14 protein-coding genes and 1 tRNA gene are annotated in these 16,674 nt (G+C 43.5%); 7 read left to right on the forward strand and 8 right to left on the reverse strand.

From position 1 onward, the window contains the following. Positions 1 to 4: 4 nt before the first annotated feature. The 4 genes from ppnN to queF all read right to left on the reverse strand — a co-directional run bounded on the left by ppnN (position 5) and on the right by queF (position 6,546). Entirely contained in the window at positions 5 to 1,363 is a 1,359-nt protein-coding gene (ppnN, locus tag HKI82_RS17560; protein WP_102940252.1) for a nucleotide 5'-monophosphate nucleosidase PpnN, read from the reverse strand. Between the two features lie 378 nt (positions 1,364 to 1,741). After that, a complete protein-coding gene (locus tag HKI82_RS17565; RefSeq protein ID WP_102940251.1) occupies positions 1,742 to 3,307 on the reverse strand; it encodes a GGDEF domain-containing protein in 1,566 nt (521 codons plus the stop codon). Between the two features lie 108 nt (positions 3,308 to 3,415). Continuing rightward, positions 3,416 to 5,674 carry a tetratricopeptide repeat protein gene (locus tag HKI82_RS17570; RefSeq protein WP_171138734.1) on the reverse strand — a complete coding sequence of 753 codons (2,259 nt, stop codon included), beginning with the start codon at positions 5,672 to 5,674 and terminating at the stop codon, positions 3,416 to 3,418. A 26-nt stretch (positions 5,675 to 5,700) separates the two neighbouring features. After that, positions 5,701 to 6,546 (reverse strand): NADPH-dependent 7-cyano-7-deazaguanine reductase QueF, encoded by an 846-nt coding sequence (gene queF, locus HKI82_RS17575; protein ID WP_171138726.1) that lies wholly within the window; start codon positions 6,544 to 6,546, stop codon positions 5,701 to 5,703. A 108-nt stretch (positions 6,547 to 6,654) separates the two neighbouring features. On the opposite strand from queF, the gene syd reads away from it, so the two are divergent. Further along, entirely contained in the window at positions 6,655 to 7,206 is a 552-nt protein-coding gene (gene syd, locus HKI82_RS17580; RefSeq protein WP_171138727.1) for a SecY-interacting protein, read from the forward strand. Then, on the forward strand, positions 7,206 to 7,982 hold the full coding sequence (locus HKI82_RS17585; RefSeq protein WP_171138728.1) for a Zn-ribbon-containing protein: 777 nt from the start codon (positions 7,206 to 7,208) through the stop codon (positions 7,980 to 7,982). Before syd ends, HKI82_RS17585 begins: the two co-directional genes overlap by 1 nt. Positions 7,983 to 8,077: 95 nt before the next feature. Here the strand turns inward: HKI82_RS17585 and HKI82_RS17590 are convergent, their stop codons facing one another. The 3 genes from HKI82_RS17590 to metN are packed head-to-tail and all read right to left on the reverse strand — an operon-like array spanning position 8,078 to position 10,622. Beyond that, entirely contained in the window at positions 8,078 to 8,887 is an 810-nt protein-coding gene (locus HKI82_RS17590) for a MetQ/NlpA family lipoprotein (RefSeq protein WP_102940246.1), read from the reverse strand. Positions 8,888 to 8,920: 33 nt separating this feature from the next. Then, positions 8,921 to 9,598, reverse strand: a complete 678-nt coding sequence (locus HKI82_RS17595) for a methionine ABC transporter permease (RefSeq protein WP_042488894.1) — start codon at positions 9,596 to 9,598, stop codon at positions 8,921 to 8,923. Continuing rightward, the gene (gene metN / locus HKI82_RS17600) at positions 9,588 to 10,622 is read right to left on the reverse strand and encodes a methionine ABC transporter ATP-binding protein MetN (protein ID WP_171138729.1); all 1,035 of its coding nucleotides are present in this window, start codon (positions 10,620 to 10,622) and stop codon (positions 9,588 to 9,590) included. Before metN ends, HKI82_RS17595 begins: the two co-directional genes overlap by 11 nt. 267 nt (positions 10,623 to 10,889) lie before the next feature. Between metN and gmhB the strand changes: the two genes are divergently transcribed. The 5 genes from gmhB (at position 10,890) to treC (ending at position 16,446) form a co-directional block, all read left to right on the forward strand. Then, on the forward strand, positions 10,890 to 11,447 hold the full coding sequence (gene gmhB / locus HKI82_RS17605) for a D-glycero-beta-D-manno-heptose 1,7-bisphosphate 7-phosphatase (protein WP_102940309.1): 558 nt from the start codon (positions 10,890 to 10,892) through the stop codon (positions 11,445 to 11,447). A gap of 95 nt (positions 11,448 to 11,542) precedes the next feature. Beyond that, entirely contained in the window at positions 11,543 to 11,902 is a 360-nt protein-coding gene (locus tag HKI82_RS17610) for an MliC family protein (protein WP_102940244.1), read from the forward strand. A 79-nt stretch (positions 11,903 to 11,981) separates the two neighbouring features. Next, positions 11,982 to 12,929 carry a trehalose operon repressor TreR gene (gene treR / locus HKI82_RS17615; protein WP_171138730.1) on the forward strand — a complete coding sequence of 316 codons (948 nt, stop codon included), beginning with the start codon at positions 11,982 to 11,984 and terminating at the stop codon, positions 12,927 to 12,929. A 328-nt stretch (positions 12,930 to 13,257) separates the two neighbouring features. Beyond that, the gene (gene treB, locus HKI82_RS17620; protein ID WP_171138731.1) at positions 13,258 to 14,682 is read left to right on the forward strand and encodes a PTS trehalose transporter subunit IIBC; all 1,425 of its coding nucleotides are present in this window, start codon (positions 13,258 to 13,260) and stop codon (positions 14,680 to 14,682) included. 63 nt (positions 14,683 to 14,745) lie between these two features. Next, entirely contained in the window at positions 14,746 to 16,446 is a 1,701-nt protein-coding gene (gene treC, locus HKI82_RS17625; RefSeq protein WP_171138732.1) for an alpha,alpha-phosphotrehalase, read from the forward strand. Positions 16,447 to 16,554: 108 nt separating this feature from the next. Here the strand turns inward: treC and HKI82_RS17630 are convergent. After that, positions 16,555 to 16,639: transfer RNA gene (locus HKI82_RS17630), tRNA-Tyr, on the reverse strand. Positions 16,640 to 16,674: the final 35 nt, after the last annotated feature.

Here is a 16,674-nt window from a genome sequence, read left to right on the forward strand (position 1 = left end):
CAGACTAACTTTCTATTCGATAACAAGGTACATACGCACTTCCGCCCGGAAGCTTCATACGATGTTGCTCGACGAAGTCTTTTAGCAGCTTATCCATCTTCTTCATCAACTTCGGATCACCATGAAGTCTGAAAGGCCCATGACGTTCAATTTCACGAATACCTTCCGCTTTCACGTTACCCGCAACGATACCGGAAAACGCTTGGCGTAAATTCGCAGCCAGAACTTCTGGACGTTGGTTAAGGTGCAAATCTAAGTTAGCCATGTTTTCATGAGTCGGTTCAAACGGAAGCTGGAACTCAGGCTCAATTTTTAATGACCAGTTGAAGCTATACGCGTCTTCGTTGTCTTTGCGTTGTTGACGAATTTTAGGCATGGCATTTTTCATGATGCGCGCAGCTTCCGCTGGGTCATCAACCACTATGGTGTAGTGTTTCTGGGCTTCTGGGCCCAACGTTTCACCAATAAATTCATCAATTGAACGGAAATACTCTTCGCTCTCTTTCGGGCCAGTTAAGACGATTGGCATCGGCTGAGTTGCGTTGTCCGGATGCATCATAATACCCAGTAAATAAAGCAGTTCTTCGGCTGTACCCGGTCCGCCAGGGAAGATAATGATACCGTGAGCCATTCGAACAAACGCTTCTAAGCGTTTTTCGATATCTGGCATGATAATCAGTTCATTTACGATAGGGTTTGGCGGCTCAGCGGCGATAATTGAAGGTTCAGTTAAACCAATATAGCGTTTGTCCGCATAGCGCTGCTTAGCGTGACCAATCGCCGCACCTTTCATTGGGCCTTCCATCGCACCCGGACCACATCCGGTACAGATATTCAGCTCACGTAGTCCAAGCTCATTACCCACTTCTCGGGTGTACTGATATTCGACAGGGTTGATAGAGTGACCACCCCAGCACACCACTAAGTTTGGAGTGATACCCGGAATGAGCGCTCCGGCGTTACGTAAGATACCAAACACTAAGTTGGTAATGTGCGTTGAGTTGGTCAGGTTGAGCTTTTGTCCTTCCGCGATGTGCATATTGACGTAAACAATATCACGCAGCACTGAGAACAAATGTTCTTGGATCCCTTTGATGATGTGACCATCAACAAAGGCGTGTTCTGGTGGATTGGTGAGTTCCAGTTTTACACCACGTTCACGGCGCATGACCGTGATATCAAAATTCGTGTATTTATCTAACAGTTCTTTTGAGTTATCGGTATGGCTTCCAGAGTTCAGTACCGCTAGGCTACAGTTGCGGTACAGCTGGTAAAGATCACTGGATGCAGTTTTTTTTAATCGTTCTACTTCCAGTTGTGAGAGTAAATCCATACTCCCCGCCGGGCTGACTTGAGTGATCATGAGAGCCTCCTTATTTAGAGGGAAAGAAGATCGCAAGGACTTTAATTAAACGCTAGTGGAGATAGCACATCATATACCAATCAAGACGAATAGGTGTTCAGAAAGTTGCGTAGGAGAATTCGAGAGCCTTTTACTCGCATGGATATTTCTATGCAACGAATAAAGGCGTAAGCGCGAATAAAAAACAGCAAATTCGGTTCTTAATGGGTATATCCATATCAATAAGCTAACTTGTTGATATTTAGAGTTTCAATCTAGTGTGCTTTGTGTAGGAAGGAGAACACGATACTCTATAAACTGTGATATGTATCGTGTAATTGCGATGAGTTTGCTTAAAATTCGCTCAGATTGCTTTGGTTTACTGTGCCTTACTCGCCGTTATTTCCAAGTGATCTGATTTGGCCCAAATTTTTTTCCGTTATTCAGCGAAGTATGTAAGCGTTCAAGAACGATTTCTGGAGAATCTGAATCTTTAAATAAGGTACTTGCTGCGCTCAACGTGATGGTGATGTTTTTATCACGGAACTTAAACGGCAAATGGGAAATGCTGCGCTGAATTTTTTGCACAATCTGGTAGCACTCTGAATCAGAACGTTCAGGCAGCAAGAGTACAAACTCTTCCCCAGAAAAACGCGCAACAGTATCAGTATCTTCAATGTTGTTTTTGATAGTGCGAGCGATAATTTTCAGTGCCTTATCACCTGCGCCATAACCAAAACTGTCATTGATTACTTTGAATTTGTCGATATCGAGCATAACAACGCGAAGGTTGTGTTGTGCGCGAATCCAGCGACGGTATTCAAGTTCTAGACGATCATTAAATGCAGTGCGGTTGTATACCTTGGTGAGCGGATCTTGCAGCATGCGCTGAGCTTGATCTTCTAGGCGACGACGATAATCTTGCGTCACTTCGAAAAGCGTTTCCATTTGGTTTTTGGTGTAATCCATTCGCTCAATTAGCGCTTGTTCACGAGCTTCAGCCAGTGTCAGTCGCTCAGAAAGTGAAGCTAACTCGCTCATTAATGGATTCAAGGTATTTTTAAGAGCGTTGATTTCAGTACCATCTCGAACCGCAGTTTGACTTCTTGAGACCAGAGAACTCAGTTCCCGATGCATATCTTTGCGGTGTTCGAAATAGTTATGGCTTTGTTCAACGTTCAAGGCCGAGCTTTTTAAGCTGGTGGACAAAGATGCGTTCACCTGCTCAAGAAACTTCTCTGATGTTTTTCGCTCGTAATTCGTGCCAGCGACAACCAGCTTCAAAACTTCGAGGGTCAGTTCGAGTAAAACTTGTGAGCTAACACCAATAAGCAGTTTAGCTCGAATATCACTCAGTAAATCTCCCGATTCACCTTCAAAATCAAGCTCAGTAATGAGTTGTTGTAGCTCTTCGTTTAACTTAAGAAGAATCTCTTTGTCTGCGCTTTGAGTTAGTTCTTCAACGACGGCATTTGGATTTGAGGTGATGATTTTTATTGAGCGTTCATAGATGGTAAGAAGGCGCAGAGCTTGCTCTACTTTAGACAGATTCTGCCCAGTCGAAAAACTGAGAAGATCACGAAGATCGCGTTTGATTTTAGATGGTAAACCAGGAATGCGGAGCAATACTTCACCGCTATGCTTTACCTGCTCATCTAAATGTTCATTTTGCTTTTCGGTGTCTAACGTTTGCTTCTTCAACATGCGCTCCAATACGGCCAAGCGAGGAATTAAGATGCTAACATCTTTCTGCTGCTCAAGCGCTTCTCGTAATTCGACCAAATTTTGGTTGAGGCGACTATCCTCGCCCTTACAGGCAAGACTGAGTGATGCGACGATTCGTTTTAGGACTTTTTGCTCTAGTTTAAATTTGAGCGAGCTATCCCTATGTGTTAAACGCGTCTGTTCCAACTGCATTTTGAGTTGGTGTAACTGAATCTGGATATCTTGCTCTAATGCGCCCATTTATAAAAATGCTAAATATTTAGGGAGATCTAATCCTACTTACTAATCTGTCGATAATAGCAAATTTATTTGATACGTCATCGTATCTCTTTGTTAATCGGCTGGGAACTAACCATCTTTTAATATTTTTTTGATATTCTCCTCATTATTGTGAGATGAGTGGACTTTTATCAAACCTTGGTTGATGGCGTGCTTACAGGATTTTCGCATGTTATTTGATGCAAAGCTGGCAGCAGGCGCATTATCAATCGCTTTCAAATAGACCCAATGAGAGCAATTTTCTTTCATACTCAGTTCGCGTGCAGCACTAGTTGCCATCAACAGAATATCCAACAGTTCTTTGTCGTTAATCGCCGTATACGCTCTCGGCAAAAATGGATAATCGGTAATCCCCATTCGAATAATTCGGTTAATTTTGCGCTCAGGTTGAAACTCTCGAATCCATTGCTGAATCTTCTCAAACATCTCTTCAGGCGGACTGTCTCTGTCAGTGCTTGGCTCGATGAAAAGTAAGTTTGAATCTGAAAAATGATAAAGCCTTGTCGGTTCATCAATTTTAGATTTTAAGTATTCTCCAAACGCTCGCTCTAGCTCTAAGCCAGCAGTATAACCGTGTTGAAGATACATGTTACGCAGGAATGGTACGTCAATCATGGCGAAACGAAGACGGTCATTCAGCGGTTCATGGATCAGTTCACCAACATGCCAAAGTTCATAGTTTTGGCTGCTTCTTTGCAGTGATTTCGGTAGTTTTGCATTCAACATGCGTAAGTTGCGCAGCCGTGAACGAGAGTGAGTAAACAAGTTGGTATTGAGTTCTTCAATCTCTTCGTTTTGAGTTTGGATAACGTAGCTTCGACGTAAAACTAGTAAAAATAACGCTCCCGCCACAATAAATAGAGTAAAGGTCAATTTTTGTAATTTTGAGTATTGACGCTTCGTCTCTTTAAGTTCGTTTTCCTGACCGACTAAGTGCAGCGTTTGCTCAACAAATTCTTTTTGCTGACGGAAAGCATCTTCGCTGATTTGGTTGAGTTTTTCCTGATGGAGATTTTCCAACACGTAGCTGCGTTTCATGGCTTCAAGCGCCAGAGCATGCTTACCGAGTTGCTCATAACCTTGAGAGAGCAGGCTATAGGCTTGCTGTTCAATATGTTGGTTGCCAATCGACTGGCTGATTGCTAATGCTTTCTGAGCATTGAGAATCACTTGTTCGCTTCGATGTTGATGGTAAGCAAGGCTTGCATTAAGCAGCGCAGCTTTCCCTTTTAGATGAGGAATGTCCGCGTACTGAAGAAGATCTTCGGCACGTTGTAAATACTGTTCCGCGAGCGGGTAGTTATAGAGATGGATATACGTGGCGGCGAGACTGAGTCGAGTCCCAATGACGCTTTCGATATTGTTGTTATTATTCTCATGATCAATCACGTTGAAATAGTTCACCAACGCGAGGTTGTACTTTCCTAAATCAAAGTAGACATCACCCATGCGTTTTAACACCATGGCAAGTTTAGGTGATTTCTCATAGTTATCGTAAAAATCGGCTGCTTCCGATAAGTGAACAAGGGCTTTATCCAACACGCGTCGCTCAAAGAATAACTGAGCCAATAATGTGTTGGTTCTTGCCAGTCTGGCGCTTGAGTTTGACTCGATAGAACTCCAGTAAGCTATCAGCAGTTCTGAGAGCGCAAGGTTGTAGCGTTCATGTTCTAAGTAGTGGCTACCGACAACGATGTGAAAGTCGATCTTTGTATCTTCAGACTGGATAAACTCTAGGTCTTCTTTCAGTTCAATAAACAGTTTGTTGGCCAGCTCAACGTCATCAGCTTTAGAGGCGATTTCAGCCCGTAATAACTTAATTTTGTAGCCAATTCCTCGAGCAGGAAACTCTTTGCTTCGTAAGGATTCGTATTGCTGGGTGATTTCACGCAGTCTTTCTCGCGCCGCATTCACATCGTTGTTGTCCTGCCAGCGCAGGCGAACTTGCAGTAGCTGAATTTCCAACTGTAGATAGGGAAGGTTGAACTCTTGCGTGGTGTTAAAAGCGTCATCCAAAAGGCGAAATGCAGCAATCGGATAGCCGAGATTAAACTCGGCTTGTGCAAGGATTTTCATCGCGTCTACCGTGCTCGCAGGCGTGCGCAGACGACTATCGGTTTCGTCCCTAGCAACGGTGGATGGGTTTTGTTCGGATTTCTCCGCCATCTTCCTTGCGGTTAAATACTCACTTGTGAGTTCTTTAGCTTGTTGCGGCGATATTTCTATCAGGCTTTCAGCTTCGTTCAGCGTCGGTGAAGAATACGGTGCCGCATGTGAGAATACTGAAAAAAAGAAAAGAGCTAGAGAAAACCAACGCTTCCAGCGAATACATCCCATCCTGAATTGTGTCCTTTTTATTGGCGAGCCATACGTTTGTTATCTTGTGGAGCGGCTTGTTCTGTTGATCGGAACGGGTTGATATCTAGGCCGCCACGTCGAGTATAACGAGCAAATACAGTCAATTGTTCCGGTTTGCAGAAGCGAGTGATGTCGGTAAATATACGCTCAACACATTGTTCGTGGAACTCATTGTGTTCACGGAAAGAGACTATATAACGTAAAAGCGCTTCGCGGTTAATTTTTGGACCACGATACTCAATTTCAACGCTGCCCCAGTCCGGCTGATTGGTGATCAGACAGTTTGATTTCAAAAGGTGGCTATGCAGAGTTTCGCTAACAATAGTATCTTCCGCTGCACCTTCTAGCTGTGATTCGTCGAAATCGTAGCTATCAATTTCGATGTCTTGATCGTCAATACAAGTGCCTTTCATTGTCACAATAGGCTCTGCCGTGTAATCACCTAAAGGCTTGACCTTAACCTCAACAGTTTCACCAGCACAAGCAGAGAGATCCGTAATCAAATGTTGTTCAACCTGTTGCCAGTTTTCAAACTTAGTTTGGTTAAAGCTGTTCAGATAAAGTTTGAACGACTTCGACTCAATTAAATTTGCACTGGTAGCAGGGATCGCAACTTCGCCGATAGCCACTTGTGGCAGACCTTTGGTATTCAACCAAGACAACTCATAAAGTGTCCAGATATCACAGCCTTTAAACGGCAGTTCACTACCTAAATTCAGGTCATCACGGTTTAAGCTACGTGGTACAGGTTGCAGTAGTGTTGGGTCATACTGATGTGAGTAATCGGTTTTTTTACCTAAAGTCAGACCTGCTAACTCTTTGGCATCGGAATATTTGCTCATACTTAATGCTTAATTCGATTAGAATAGGCAGAATTTTACGCAATACCGCAGCCTGTGTCATCAAAGGGCTGCTAGTTAGCTCATCGAAATTGAACAGTGGAGATTTTCATGGCGCATTCTGTTGCAGAAGCCTTACATACTTTTAGTCAGCGCTATCTAGATGCTTATCAAGCCGCACACCAACATTTACCTGAAAACGAAGAGTTGGCGGACTGGGTTTCACCGTGCGTTGAGCAAAAGTTTGAGCATAGTGTGTATTGGCAGCCTGTGGTCAGAAATGAAGCCGCTGATCTTACTAATGTCGAGAATGGAATCGAGATTGCTTTGCATGAAGATATTCATGCTTTTTACGGCATTCAATACAGTGCGGATATGGCAGCGAGCTGGAACGGTAATGCGCTTAATTTATTGCAAGTTTGGAGTGATGAAGATTACCAACGTTTGCAAGAGAACATTCTCGGCCATCTGGTTATGCAGCGTCGTTTGAAGCAGAAACCAACGGTATTTATTGCAACCACCGACGATGAAATGGAAGTGGTATCGATTTGTAATCTGACTGGCAACGTTATTCTCGAAAAATTAGGCACAGATAACCGCCAAGTGCTCAGTGAGGATGTTGCTAGCTTTTTGCTGCAACTTGAGCCAGAGGTAGACGCATAATGTACGTGGTTGAGCTAGAGTTTGAATGTTTTGATAACACCACGATCACCGCAGTAGATAAAGCAATCAATGGATTGATGGATGCGCTGCGTTTTAACGGTCAGGTATTAGGTCGTGAGTTTCCCATCGTCATGGGCGATGGGGAGTTTTCTGTTCGAGTGGTTTGCCCGGAAAAAGATAGCCTGCATCCAAAGAACCACTCAGACTTTGTCAAAGTGTGTTTTAACCGTCTTTCGGATGCGTGTTTGCTAGCACCAAAGTTTCGCTTGCTTGGCAGAGATATTAATTCTGAGCAAGCTGCGGAAGAAGAAACCCCTAGCTGGCAGGTTCTTTATACCACCTATGTTCATACCTGTTCTCCACTGCGTAGTGGTGAAACCTTGTTGCCGATTCCTCTTTATCGCAATGAAGCGACGTTTAATGGCGATCATAAGGCAGTTGTTAAATGGCAGACAGAGTGGCAGGCGTGTGACGAGCTACAAATGGCAGGGGGCTGCAAAGCGGAACATGCAGCTTTGAAAGAGATTTGCGATGTAGACAGTGACTTATTCCGTCGTGGTTGGAATTTAAGTAAACGTATTGAATACATTACTAAAATACCGACTTACTACTATCAATACCGTGTTGGCGGTAAAAGCTTGGCGGATGAAAAAGCACGCCCTTGTCCTAAATGTGGCGGGGAATGGCTACTGGATGAACCTCTGCATGATATCTTTTATTTTAAATGTGATAGCTGCCGAATCGTTTCCAATATTTCGTGGGATCACTTGAAGTAGTCGAGCTGAAAATATCGGTTTGAAAAAGCAAAAGGGCTCCAATCGGAGCCCTTTACTATTTTCGATAACTGATAGTGATAACAGAAGGTTATCGATTACCAGCCTTTAACCGCGCCACCTTGGAAGATGTCAGATGCAGCTTTTGCTACTTCATCTGTTTGGTACGCTTTTAGGAACGTTTGTACGTTTTCAGCGTTTACGTTGTCTTCACGAGCAACAAGCAGGTTCACGTATGGTGATTCTTTGTTTTCTACGAAGATACCATCTTTCTCAGGAGTCAGATTGATAGAGCTTGCGTAAGTCGTGTTGATGATAGAAAGCGCTACGTCATCAAGAGAACGTGGAAGTTGAGCTGCGTCTAGTTCAACAATCTTGATGTTTTTAGGGTTTTCTACGATATCACGAACAGTAGCTAGAAGACCTACGTCTTCACGTAGTTTTAGCAGACCTTGTTGCTCAAGAAGTAGCAGAGAGCGACCTAGGTTAGTCGGATCGTTTGGTACTGCAATACGGTCACCGTCTTGGATCTCATCAACAGATTTTACTTGCTTAGAGTAGCCAGCGATTGGGTAAACAAAGGTATTACCTGCAATAGCCAGTTTGTAGCCACGGTCAGCAATTTGCTGATCTAAGTATGGCTTGTGTTGGAATGCGTTTGCATCGATTGAACCGTCATCAAGCGCAGCGTTTGGCGTTACGTAATCAGTGAAAGTTACAAGTTCAACATCTAGGTTATATTTGTCTTTTGCAATTTTCGCAGCCACTTCTGCTACTTGAGCTTCAGCACCCGCAATAACACCAATTTTTACTTTGCTGGTATCCGCTTCTTTCTCACCACAGCCAGCTAGTACAAGCGCAGATGCCGCAGCAGCAATGGTCAGTAAACTTTTAAGATTGAATTTCATGGTAATCTCCTTGTTAGAAATTCTTGTATCGTTTTATCTGTGATCAACGCGGCGTACGAATGCATCACCGATTGATTGAATTATTTGTACTAGAACAATAAGCATGACAACGGTTACTGCCATTATCACCACATCGTAACGGTGGAAGCCGTAACGAATAGCCACATCACCTAGGCCGCCGCCGCCCACTGTACCTGCCATCGCTGAGTAGCTCACAAGAGTAACTAGCGTGATCGTTACAGAGTTAAGAATGGTCGGCATTGCTTCTGGTAACAGCACCTTGCGAATAATTTGCATTGGTGTTGCGCCCATAGATTGTGCAGCTTCAACAAGACCAGTTGGAACTTCCAATAATGCCCCTTCAATCAAGCGAGCAACAAAAGGAATTGCGCCGATAGTCAGAGGTACGATTGCTGCTGTTGTGCCAATGAACGTGCCCACAAGCAATTTGGTTACTGGGATAATCGCTACCATCAACACAAGAAACGGTACTGAACGACCAATGTTGACGATTGCGCCAAGTATGCTGTTCAACTTAGTGTTTTCTAGCAAACCACCTTTTTTAGTCGTGTGCAGAATAACGCCTAGTGGAATACCCAGCGCGAAACCAATAACGCCAGCAACAGCTACCATATACAAAGTCTGCCAAGTTGCTGTTAAAAGCAGGTCACCGTTTAGTGATAACCAGTTAGCAATGGTATTAAAGGACATAACCAAGCACCTCTACTTTTACTTTATTGTCACGAAGGTATTGAATTGCAGCGTTATCGTTTTCTTCATCACCGAAGATTTCCGCTACCATCATGCCGAACTTCACACCGCCAGCGTAATCAAGATCTGAACTCAGGATGCTGACATCAATGTTGAATTTGCGCGAAATTTGCGACATCAACGGTGCATCAACAGTTGCGCCGGTAAATTCCAAACGAACTAATGGGTAACTGCCTTGCACTCGTGTTGGCTGCAAACGTGCTTGGTAATCATCAGGAATCGATAAATCCAGTGTTGAACGAATGAACTGATGAGCAAGTTCTGTTTTTGGATGAGCAAAAATATCACCCACAGAACCTTTCTCTACTAATTCACCGTCACCGATGATAGCCACTTCATGACATATACTTTTTACTACATCCATCTCGTGGGTAATCAACAAGATAGTGATGTTTAACTTACGGTTAATTTCTTTCAAGAGCTCAAGAATCGACTGCGTAGTCGCAGGATCGAGAGCACTGGTTGCTTCATCACACAGCAACACTTTTGGATCAGATGCCAGAGCACGAGCTATCGCAACACGTTGCTTTTGACCACCACTTAGATTTGATGGGTAAGTGTCACGTTTCTCTGACAAGCCAACCAACTGAAGAAGTTCAGAAACTTTCTTCTCAATATGATTAACACTTTTACCAGCAAGCTCTAATGGCAGAGCTACGTTTTCAAACACTGTACGTGAAGAAAGCAGATTAAAATGCTGGAAAATCATGCCGATGTTACGGCGTGCTTCACTCAATTGCTTCGAGCTCAGCTTAGTAAGGTCAACACCATCAACAATAACGCTACCGTTAGTTGGTCGTTCTAACATGTTCACACAACGAATCAGCGTACTTTTACCAGCACCTGATGAGCCAATAACACCAAAGATCGTGCCTTGTTGGATGTTAAGGTTGATGTCTTTTAAAGCATTGATTTCTTTCGTGCCTTGATAAAACACCTTGTTGACGTGACTAATCTCAATCATTGAAAAACCTGCGCAGGGATAAATCTTGGTTGTTTTGTAACGAGTTACCTTTGTATTACTAAAAAAGTAGCAACAACAGAATAAAATATTTAACTCGTTCTAACTTGGTAGAGGATGCTATGGCTTAACTAAGTTCAAGTCAATAGATATTTTTACGTCTAGACGTCTAAATGGTTGTTTGAGTGATACTGTTAAGTAATTAGATAGTGATGAAAGAAATAAAGCGTGCAATAATTCGTGTAGTTTGACTTTAAAGAGATGAATATTTTGGCGAAACCAGCTGTGTTTTTAGACCGTGACGGCGTAATAAATGTCGATCATGGCTATGTAAGCGACGAACATGATTTTGAGTTTATCGACGGTGTTTTTGAAGCCGCGAAAACACTGCATGAAATGGGCTATCTACTTGTATTGGTGACCAACCAGTCGGGTATCGCTCGTGGCATGTTCAGTGAAGATCGTTTTCTGTCATTAACACAGTGGATGGACTGGAACTTCGTTGATAATGGCGTTGAGCTTGATGGTATCTACTACTGTCCTCACCATCCAGAGCATGGTGTAGGCAAGTATAAAGAAGATTGTGATTGTCGTAAGCCAAAGCCGGGTATGTTTATCTCTGCTCGTGACTTTTTGAAGATCGATATGGCGAACTCTGTGATGGTGGGTGACAAAGCGGAAGACATGATGGCCGCAGAAGCAGCCGGAGTCGGTACCAAGATCTTAGTTCGTACAGGCAAGCCTGTGACTGAAAAAGGTGAAAGTTTAGCCACTATTGTACTGGACAGTTTGCGCGAAGTGCCTAACTATTTAAAAGAGCGTAAATAATACCATTACTAGTAATCGGTAGTTGAGACATTGCTGGGGTTGGTATTAAGAGGTCGCTTAGGCGGCCTTTTTTATTATTTGAAGAGAGAATCATCATGAATAGAAACGATATCCTAGTCGCATTCTGCTTGGTGGCGCTACCCTTGACTGCACTAACGGCGTGTTCAAATTCAACCGAAGTCGATGGACTTAAAGTTAGGGACAGTGATTTTCAACATTACCTTTGCGACGATGAGAAGCAGTTTGATGTAGCTTACGTATCAGAAGAAAACGCAGTGTTAAAGACCTCGGAAAGCCTGTATCGCTTGGTTCGTATTCCTTCCGGCTCTGGAGCGAAGTACATATTGGATGACCACACTTCTGCGGTAGTGAATCCTGTTACCTTGTTCACGAAAGGGGATGACGCTAGGTTAGAAGTCAAAGGTATTATTTATAAAACTTGCCGGATTGAGTGAAATTTTGCTTATATATGGCCTTGAGTAGAAGTAGTGCGGTGGTTTTCCACCGCTTTTATCACCTTGCAGACCATATTTCATGAGCAGAAAACTCACCATTCTTGATATCGCAAAACTTTCCGGAGTCGGTAAATCTACCGTTTCTCGTGTACTCACTAATGATCCAAAGGTGAAGCCTGAAACTCGAGAGAAAGTTGAGCGCGTCATTGCTGAGTCAGGGTATGTCCCTTCTAAATCGGCGCAGTCGATGCGTGGCGGCAGCCAGAAAGTTATCGGTGTGATTATTTCTCGCCTTGATTCGCCTTCTGAAAATCGTTCTGTCAGCAGCATGCTTGAGATCTTTTACGCTCATGGTTATGACGTCGTGATCATGGAAAGTCAGTTTGATCGGCAGAAAACTAATGAACATTTGGATGTATTGCTAAAGCGCAATGTGGACGGCGTGATCATTTTTGGCTTTACGGATTTAGATGCGCAAGCTTTGGTACCTTGGCAGTTGAAATCGGTGGTGATCGCCACTCATTCTGAGCAGGTTTCCTCAATTAATTACGATAATATCGGTATCATCAATCAGGCATTGGATTACGTTAAGCAGCAAGGGCTAAATCAAGTCAGCTTTATCGGCGTTGATCCTCAAGACGCCACAACCGGCGAAATGCGTTTGCAAGCCTATCTAGCTTGGTGTCAGAAGCAACAAATCACGCCCTGCTATCAAACGGGTAAATTGAAACACGAAAGTGCTTATCAATTGGTTGATAAAGTGCTGTTTGAAAATACTCAAGCCATCGTCTGTGCCAGTGACACCTTAGCGTTAGGTGTGATTAAGCGCTTGCAAGAGTGTCAGCGTGAAGATGTTGTGGTGACAGGTGTCGGCGGTAATGAGTTACTCACTTTCTTGTTCCCTAAAGTCTACACTGTCGATCCTGGTTATCGACAAGCGGGAGCGCAGGCTGCGAATCTGTTAATTTCGCATCTTAGCGGTGATGTTCAACATCTGGTTCATCTCACTCAAGTTCCAGCCCTCTGAGTACCTGCGACATTGAGCAATAGGGCGAGAAAGTCTTTTTTCGCCTTGAATGCTTTTCGTCTTGAAAGCTTCCCGCTTTGAATAGCATTCGCTTTGATCACTCCTCTCTTTTGCCACTTCATACGTTGATCATTCCTCTGTTTTTACGTGAAAGCTTGCATATCTTTTGTTGAAAAAAACACCGCCTAATGTGATCGTTCTCAATTTATGGGACTGTTCCCATTTTAAGTATGATTTGTATGTGCCACTATACTGAAAACTTAATGGGAATGTTCCCATTATCAATTAGACTAATATAAAAGCTATAAGTAACAGGGTGGACAAAGGTATGAGTAAGATAGCGAGACAAGATGTAGAACGTCTTGTTGAATTGGTTGGCGGTAGTGAAAACATCGCCAGTGTTAGCCACTGCCTAACACGTTTACGGTTTGTATTAAATGAACCAGAAAAAGCGGATAAGCAAGGTTTGGAATCGCTGAGTTTAGTGAAAGGTTGCTTTACTAACGCAGGGCAATTCCAAGTTGTGATCGGCACTGAAGTCGACCAAGTGTTTAAAGTGCTTTTGGATATCACTGGTCAATCTGGCGCTTCAAAAGAAGATGCGAAACTCGCAGCACGTCAAAATATGAATCTTTTGGAACGCGGTATCTCCCATCTTGCAGAAATTTTTGTACCGCTGCTTCCTGCGATTATTACCGGTGGTTTGATTTTAGGTTTCCGCAACGTGATTGGCGACATCAAGATGTTCGACGGTCAGACCTTAACGGAAATCAGTCAGTTCTGGGCAAGTGTACACTCATTCTTATGGTTGATTGGTGAAGCTATCTTCTTCTTCCTACCAGTTGGTGTGTGTTGGTCAACTGTGAAGAAGTTAGGCGGAACGCCTATTCTTGGTATCACTTTGGGTGTAACACTGGTTTCGCCTCAACTGATGAACGCTTATCTGATTGGTAAACAAGTGCCGGAAGTCTGGGATTTTGGCCTATTCGTAATTGAAAAAGTGGGTTATCAGGCTCAGGTTATCCCTGCGATCTTAGCGGGTGTGATGCTTGCCTTTATTGAAAACACCCTAAAACGTGTGGTTCCTGCGTATCTCTATCTGGTTGTTGTACCGTTTGTTTCGTTAATTCTGGCAGTTATCTTAGCGCATACGTTAATTGGGCCGTTCGGCCGTGTATTGGGTAATGGCGTTGCCTTTGCTGCAAAAGCTGCAATGACAGGTGATTTCGCGGTACTGGGCTCGATGATATTTGGCTTCTTGTACGCACCACTGGTTATCACTGGTATTCACCACACCACCAACGCTGTTGATCTACAGTTGATGCAAGAGTTGGGCGGTACACCAATTTGGCCTTTAATTGCACTTTCTAACATTGCTCAGGCTTCTGCTGTTGTAGGCATCATTCTGATCAGCAAGAAACATGGTGAGCGCGATATTTCTGTACCAGCGGCAATTTCTGCTTACTTAGGTGTGACTGAACCGGCTATGTACGGTATCAACCTCAAATACAAGTTCCCAATGCTATCTGCAATGATTGGTAGTGCTTTGGCTGCTGCGGTATGTGGTAGTGCTGGTGTAATGGCGAATGGTATCGGTGTAGGTGGTCTACCGGGCATTTTATCTATCCAGCCTCAATACTGGAGTATCTACCTTGTTGCAATGTTAGTTGCGATTGTGGTTCCAGCAGCACTGACTTTAGTAATGTACAAGCGTGCGCAAGGCAAAGGCGCTTTATCAACCGCTTCAGCATAACGTTTTTATGAGTGGCTCTTTGCCACTCTTTTTCTGTTTTTATTTTTGGTAAGTGAGAAAAGAATGGCCTTTGCTAATAGTGAATCCGACTGGTGGAAAACCGCATCTATCTATCAAATTTATCCTAAAAGCTTCTGTGACAGCGGAGCAAAAGGCACCGGAGATATCCAAGGCATTATTTCTAAACTGGACTATCTGCAAACTCTGGGCATTGATGCCATCTGGTTAACGCCTGTCTATCAGTCACCAATGATTGATAATGGTTACGACATTGCGGATTACTACTCGATCAATCCTGATTTTGGCACCATGGATGACTTCGATAACCTGCTTGAGCTGGCTCATCAGAAAGGTATTCGCATCATTATGGACATTGTTGTGAATCATACTTCGACACAGCACATGTGGTTTCAGTCAGCGTTGGCAGATAAAAGTAGCCCTTATCGTGACTATTACATTTGGAAGTCCCCTGTTGATGGCAAAGCACCGAATAACTGGCAGTCAAAGTTTGGTGGCAGTGCTTGGGAATATGATGAAAAGTCGAACCAGTATTACTTGCATCTGTTTGCTAAGGAGCAAGCGGATCTGAACTGGGAAAATCCTCTGGTTCGAGATGAAGTAAAAGAAGTGATCAGCTTTTGGGCTGAGAAAGGTGTGGACGGCTTTCGTTTGGATGTGATTAACCTGATTTCCAAACAACAGGATTTTCCAAACGACGAGGTCGGTGACGGCCGCCGTTTTTATACTGATGGCCCGCGTGTGCATGAGTTTTTACAAGAAATCAGCCGCGACGTTTTCCAAAAATATGGCAGTGTGACGGTAGGGGAAATGTCATCGACAACATTGGAGCATTGTCAGCAGTATTCGTCATTAGATAACAAAGAGTTATCTATGGTGTTTAACTTCCACCACCTGAAAGCGGATTATCCTAACGGAGAAAAATGGACCAAAGCCCCCTTTGATTTCATACAACTCAAGCAGGTATTTAACCATTGGCAAACTGGCCTGAATGGGAAAGGTTGGGGAGCATTGTTCTGGTGTAATCACGATCAACCCCGAGTGGTCAGCCGTTTAGGTAATGATAGCGAGTACCGTGTTGAGTCGGCCAAAATGCTCGCAACGTCAATACATATGATGCAGGGTACGCCTTACATATACCAAGGTGAAGAGATTGGTATGACGAACCCTGGGTATAGCGATATTTCGCAGTACCGAGATGTTGAAAGCACCAATATGTACGACATTATGGTCAAGCAAAATGGTGTCAGTGAAGAGGATATGTTGGCAATTCTGGCGCAGAAATCTCGTGATAATTCCCGAACGCCAATGCAATGGAATAGTCTTCAATATGCCGGTTTCAGTGCTGGAGAACCTTGGATTTCTGTTGCCAGTAATTATCCTCAAATCAATGCAGAAAAAGCTTTAAGTGATGAGGATTCGGTATTTTATTACTATCAAAAGTTAATTCAGTTGAGAAAGGAGATTACCGTTATTACCGACGGTGACTATCAAGATTTACTGCCCGAGCATGAAGCCATTTTTGCTTATCAAAGACGCAGCGCTACACAGACGCTGGTGTGTTTGAACAACTATTATGGTGTTGAAGCCGAGTGTGAATTGCCGCAAGAACTTGAGCTGAACAATGCACGTTATCTAATCGGCAATTATTCAGACATTGAGAATCAGCTAGTTGAGTTTAAGCAAAGATTAAGAGCTTACGAAACCAGAGTCATTTTGATTGAGCACCCCCTGTCGTCTCAATAAACACAAGCCCCTTTTTATTGGGGCTTGTTCTTTTGCACTAATTCTCTGATATTTTTAGAGTATTCTGAAATGAAAAAAGCCAGCTCAATGAGCTGGCTTTTCTGTATATGGTGGAGGGGGACGGATTCGAACCATCGAAGGCGGAGCCGGCAGATTTACAGTCTGCTCCCTTTGGCCACTCGGGAACCCCTCCAGGGTGTTTTCCTAATCTTTTACAAGAGAAGGCTT

The organism is Vibrio plantisponsor (genome assembly GCF_013041605.1).
GTDB lineage: Bacteria > Pseudomonadota > Gammaproteobacteria > Enterobacterales > Vibrionaceae > Vibrio > Vibrio plantisponsor.